General features: G+C 42.8%; 4 protein-coding genes and 1 pseudogene. 1 reads left to right on the forward strand and 4 read right to left on the reverse strand.

Going from position 1 to position 4,073, the window contains the following annotated elements:
• The coding region (locus PX636_RS10970; protein ID WP_288117170.1) for a tetratricopeptide repeat protein at nt 1-911 on the reverse strand (911 nt) is incomplete at its 3' end.
• A gap of 162 nt (nt 912-1,073) precedes the next feature.
• The gene (queA, locus tag PX636_RS10975; RefSeq protein ID WP_288117173.1) at nt 1,074-2,171 is read right to left on the reverse strand and encodes a tRNA preQ1(34) S-adenosylmethionine ribosyltransferase-isomerase QueA; all 1,098 of its coding nucleotides are present in this window, start codon (nt 2,169-2,171) and stop codon (nt 1,074-1,076) included.
• Nucleotides 2,172-2,332: 161 nt separating this feature from the next.
• Here queA and PX636_RS10980 point away from each other — a divergent pair, with 161 nt between their 5' ends.
• Nucleotides 2,333-2,722 carry a hypothetical protein gene (locus PX636_RS10980; protein ID WP_288117171.1) on the forward strand — a complete coding sequence of 130 codons (390 nt, stop codon included), beginning with the start codon at nt 2,333-2,335 and terminating at the stop codon, nt 2,720-2,722.
• Nucleotides 2,723-2,725: 3 nt separating this feature from the next.
• On the opposite strand, the pseudogene PX636_RS10985 reads toward PX636_RS10980, so the two are convergent.
• Nucleotides 2,726-2,839 (reverse strand): annotated as a pseudogene (locus PX636_RS10985) (LOG family protein); the annotation flags it as partial.
• 17 nt (nt 2,840-2,856) lie between these two features.
• On the reverse strand, nt 2,857-4,065 hold the full coding sequence (locus PX636_RS10990; protein WP_288117175.1) for an RNA-guided endonuclease InsQ/TnpB family protein: 1,209 nt from the start codon (nt 4,063-4,065) through the stop codon (nt 2,857-2,859).
• Nucleotides 4,066-4,073 lie beyond the last annotated feature (8 nt).

The following is a 4,073-nucleotide window of genomic DNA, read 5'->3' on the forward strand; positions in this document are numbered from 1 at the left end:
CACCAATTTAGACCCTCATCGATCTGACCGCTATTGATATAGATATAACAAAGATTTTCGTAAATATTAGCATTCTTGGGGCTAATTTGGCGTGCCTGTTGAAAAACTGCCATCGCTTCCCCTAGTTTTCCCTGTTCCGCTAAAGCTTTGCCTAAATAATTATAAATATCCCCATCTTTAGGGGTGTAAATTAAAGCCTGTCGATATATTTGCTCTGCTTCCTGCCATTTTCCCTGTTTTGCTAGGGTTTCTCCTAATTTTTTGTAGGTTTCACCCTGACTAGGTATCAATTCTAGAGCTTGCTGATAGGCATAACTGGCCTCTGGCCAGAGTTGCTGTTCACTGTAGGCCTTTCCCAGATAAAAATAGGCCTTTCCCTGAGTAGGATCGAGAAAAACCGCTGCTTGCAGAGCTTTCGCCGCCTCATCCCAACGTTGTAAACTATAAAGGGCTTTTCCTAGCTGAAATTGCGCTTTAAAAGTTGGTTTAATGATCATTGCTTTTTGGTAAGCATCGATCGCCTCTGACCATTTTTCCTCCTGCGCGAAGATATCCCCCAAAGCCACTAAATAATTACTTTGGGAGGGTTCCATCGGTGGTTTATGATTAACGATAAAGCCACGATCATAGGCTTTTAAGGCTTCAGAATAGCGTTTTTGACTTTGCAAGACCTGAGCGATTTTTATATGGGCTTGGACTGAATTTTCGTCAAAAGATAAAACTGTTCGGTAAGCAGACAGAGCCGATTCCTTCTCCCCCGCGGCCAAAAGTTGATCGCCTTGCCAAAGATAAGCCAAGGCAATCAGATAAAAAATAGCAAAGGGAGCGGCGGCGATGAAGGCAATAATTACAAATATTTGCCAAGATTTGCCAGAATAGCGGCGACCGATTTTAAGCTCTTTTCTTTTCATTTCTTGGTTAGGATAGACAACAGGCCAGAGGTGGTTCGATAATCGACCTAGACCAATTTAGATGCGCGGGCCGCTTACACATATTTTTGCTTTTCCTGTTGCCCTTTCCGCAGTTCTGCTCCTCCTTCTTTCTAGGGTATGAATGTAATTTTGTGCAACTACTTACCGATTACTGCTGCGAGCGCTGGGTAGGATTAACATAGCATCACCGAAGGAATAGAAACGGAAATGTTCTTGGATAGCTTCTTGATACAATGCCAGTAGTCTTTCCCGTCCGATTAAGGCACTGACTAACATCATCAAACTGGACTTGGGTAGGTGAAAATTAGTGATCATGCCGTCGATAACTCGCCATTGATAACCAGGATAGACAAATAAATTCGTTTTTCCCTGAAAAGCGGTTAATTTCTCGCTCTTACTTTCTTTAATTGCCCCTTCCAAGGCGCGAGCTACCGTGGTTCCCACGGCGATAACCCGGCCACCTCTAGCCTTTGTTTGGGCGATTTTTTCGGCAGTTTCGGCGGAAATCTGCAAAAATTCTTGGTGCATTAGGTGTTCTGTAATATTTTCCACTTCCACGGGACGAAAGGTTCCCACTCCTACATGAAGAGTGATATAGGCGGTATCTATACCCTTCTGGGCGAGCTTATGGAATAATTCGGGAGTAAAATGTAATCCTGCCGTGGGAGCGGCCACAGAACCCTGTTTATCGGCGTAAACTGTTTGATAACGGTCTTCTTCCGCCTCTGATTCGGTGACGTAGGGGGGGAAAGGAATATGACCGTACTCCTCCAACATATCCCAAAAACTGCGCCTGGGATGACGTTGAAATTGCAGCAGACGACCACCGGTGTTCAGATCTCGATCGATTACTTTCGCTAACCATAATTTTTCTTGGTCTTCCGTCGGCCCTGTTTTCGGATAAAAAAGGACTTCTGAACCGACTTTAAAGCGTTTTCCCGGTTTCACTAGAGATAACCAACGATGGTCATCTTGTTCTTCTAATAGTAATATTTCTACGGGTGCGCCCGTGGTTTTACGTCCAAATAAACGGGCCGGAATCACGCGGGTATCGTTGAAAACCAGCAAATCCCCCGACTCTAACCAAGTGGGTAAATCCCGAAAAATAGCCAAATTATGACTATTAGGAGAATCTACTACCAAAAGACGGGAACTGTCTCGGGGTTCTGCGGGATTTTGGGCAATTAACTCCGGAGGAAGGTGATAATCGTAGCTGGAGAGTAATTGGTCAGGGATCATCGTCATTATCATCATAAAAATCTTCGCAAAAGTTGGGTAATCCTACCCAGGCGAACTTCACTAAATCGGGGATTTCTCCCCTTGGTATCGAGAACGGTTTATCGTCAGACTTAGATATATAACACTAATCGTGACTATTAGCCAATAGCCCGGCGGCCACTATGGACTATCTCTATTTTCTTGCTAATGCTAGTTTAACGCTACGAGTCACCGAATACCTGCGATCGATGACTCATCTGCCTTCCTCCGTGATGACGGTTATCCATCAGATTAACGGTTGGGTGGTCAAGGTAAAGTTTAATCGAATGCTGACTCCTTGCCAACACGGCGATTTTCGCGCCTACATGAATGAGTTAGGGATTACCTATCAACCGGAAATGCGTCTCCAGATGGTTTTTTGGAGTTTGGAAACAGGACAATCCCCCATTGATGTCATGCGTCGTTATCAAGTGGCGATCGTGTCCCATGGTACCCCGGATCAGCAAGATATAGAGGCTTTTCGGCAACAATTTACTAAGGGTTTAGGATACTGTCCGGAAACTCTGGCCTAGGGTTTATTTTCTCTCGGGATGCTCTTCTAGGGCAACTACAGGACTTAAATCGTTGATGTGATCAATTAACTGATACAAGCGTCCGTAACTCTTGCCGTTAAAGTAAAAAACTAGACGAGTTGACACTCCCCGCTCTAAAGAGACGGGGATTCTTGGTTCACAGAGATTACTTGCTTAGACAGAATTGCTTCTGAAAAAGTAGAGGTATTCTCTCCCCAAGCGTTTATTGGATCGAGCCCAAAGGTTCCGGTATGCCCTACCGTACTTAGTCCCCTTTTAAGGATGTTGATTGCGGCGTTTTCATCCCTATCCAAAACACATCCACATTTGCACTGATGGGTTCTAGTCGATAAAGATTTTTTGACAGTTTCACCACAGTTTGAACAGTTTTGGCTTGTATAATTCGGTGAGACAGCAATCGTTATCTTGCCGAATTTAACCCCAAAATACTCTATCCATTCCCGAAACTGATACCAGGCCGCATCATTTATCGATTTAGCTAGACAATGATTCTTGACTAAGTTCTTAACTCTTAAATCCTCGTAGGCTATCACATCGCTAGAGTGAACTACGCACCTTGCTAATTTCACAGCAAAGTCTTGACGTTGCCTACTTACTTTAAGGTGAGCTTTAGCTAATCTTTGTCTAGCTTTTTGACGATTTTTACTTCCCTTTTTCTTTTTAGATAATCGCCTTTGAAGTCGTTTTAATCGTTTCTCGGACTTTCTCAAGAATTGAGGATTATCAACCTTGTTGCCATTGTTATCTGTATAGAAAGAAGCCAAACCTACATCTAAGCCAATACACTTACCTGATGGTTTAACATCTTCTTTAACGTCACAAGAAAGGACAAATTGACAATAATAACCGTCCGCTCTCCGAATCAACCTAACCCGTTTAATATCGGATTCTTGAAAGTACCCTAAATCCCAAGTTCCTACCAACTTAAGAACACCAATGTTTTTCTTGTCAGTGAACTTAACAGTTTTAGGGCTAAGAAGCTTCCATCCTGATTGTTTGTATTCAACAGAGCGAGATTTTTTAAATTGAGGATACCCCTTTTTGCCTGATACTTTACGTTTACAGTTGTCGTAAAAACGACTAATTGAACTCCAAGCACGTTCAGCACTTGCCTGTCTAGCAGTTGAATTAAGTTCATCGGCAAATTTAAAGTCCTGAGCTAATTCTTGAGAATATCGGTATAAATCGTTCTTACCCGTACCTTTTGTATCCATCCATAACCTTACACATTTGTTACGGATGAATTGAGCAGTACGAATAGCATCGTCTATGGCTTGATACTGTTGAGTTTTAGCTTTAACTTTAAACTCTAAGACAAACATTTTACGCA

Origin of the sequence: Microcystis sp. M53598_WE2 (genome assembly GCF_030067735.1) — a bacterium.
GTDB classification, from domain to species: Bacteria; Cyanobacteriota; Cyanobacteriia; order Cyanobacteriales; family Microcystaceae; genus Microcystis; species Microcystis aeruginosa.

Bases quoted from the DNA above. Each gene is read 5' to 3' on its own strand.
- PX636_RS10990 (WP_288117175.1), bottom strand. From the start codon at position 4,065: ATGTTTGTCTTAGAGTTTAAAGTTAAAGCTAAAACTCAACAGTATCAA.
- PX636_RS10980 (WP_288117171.1), top strand. From the start codon at position 2,333: ATGGACTATCTCTATTTTCTTGCTAATGCTAGTTTAACGCTACGAGTC.
- queA (WP_288117173.1), bottom strand. From the start codon at position 2,171: ATGATCCCTGACCAATTACTCTCCAGCTACGATTATCACCTTCCTCCG.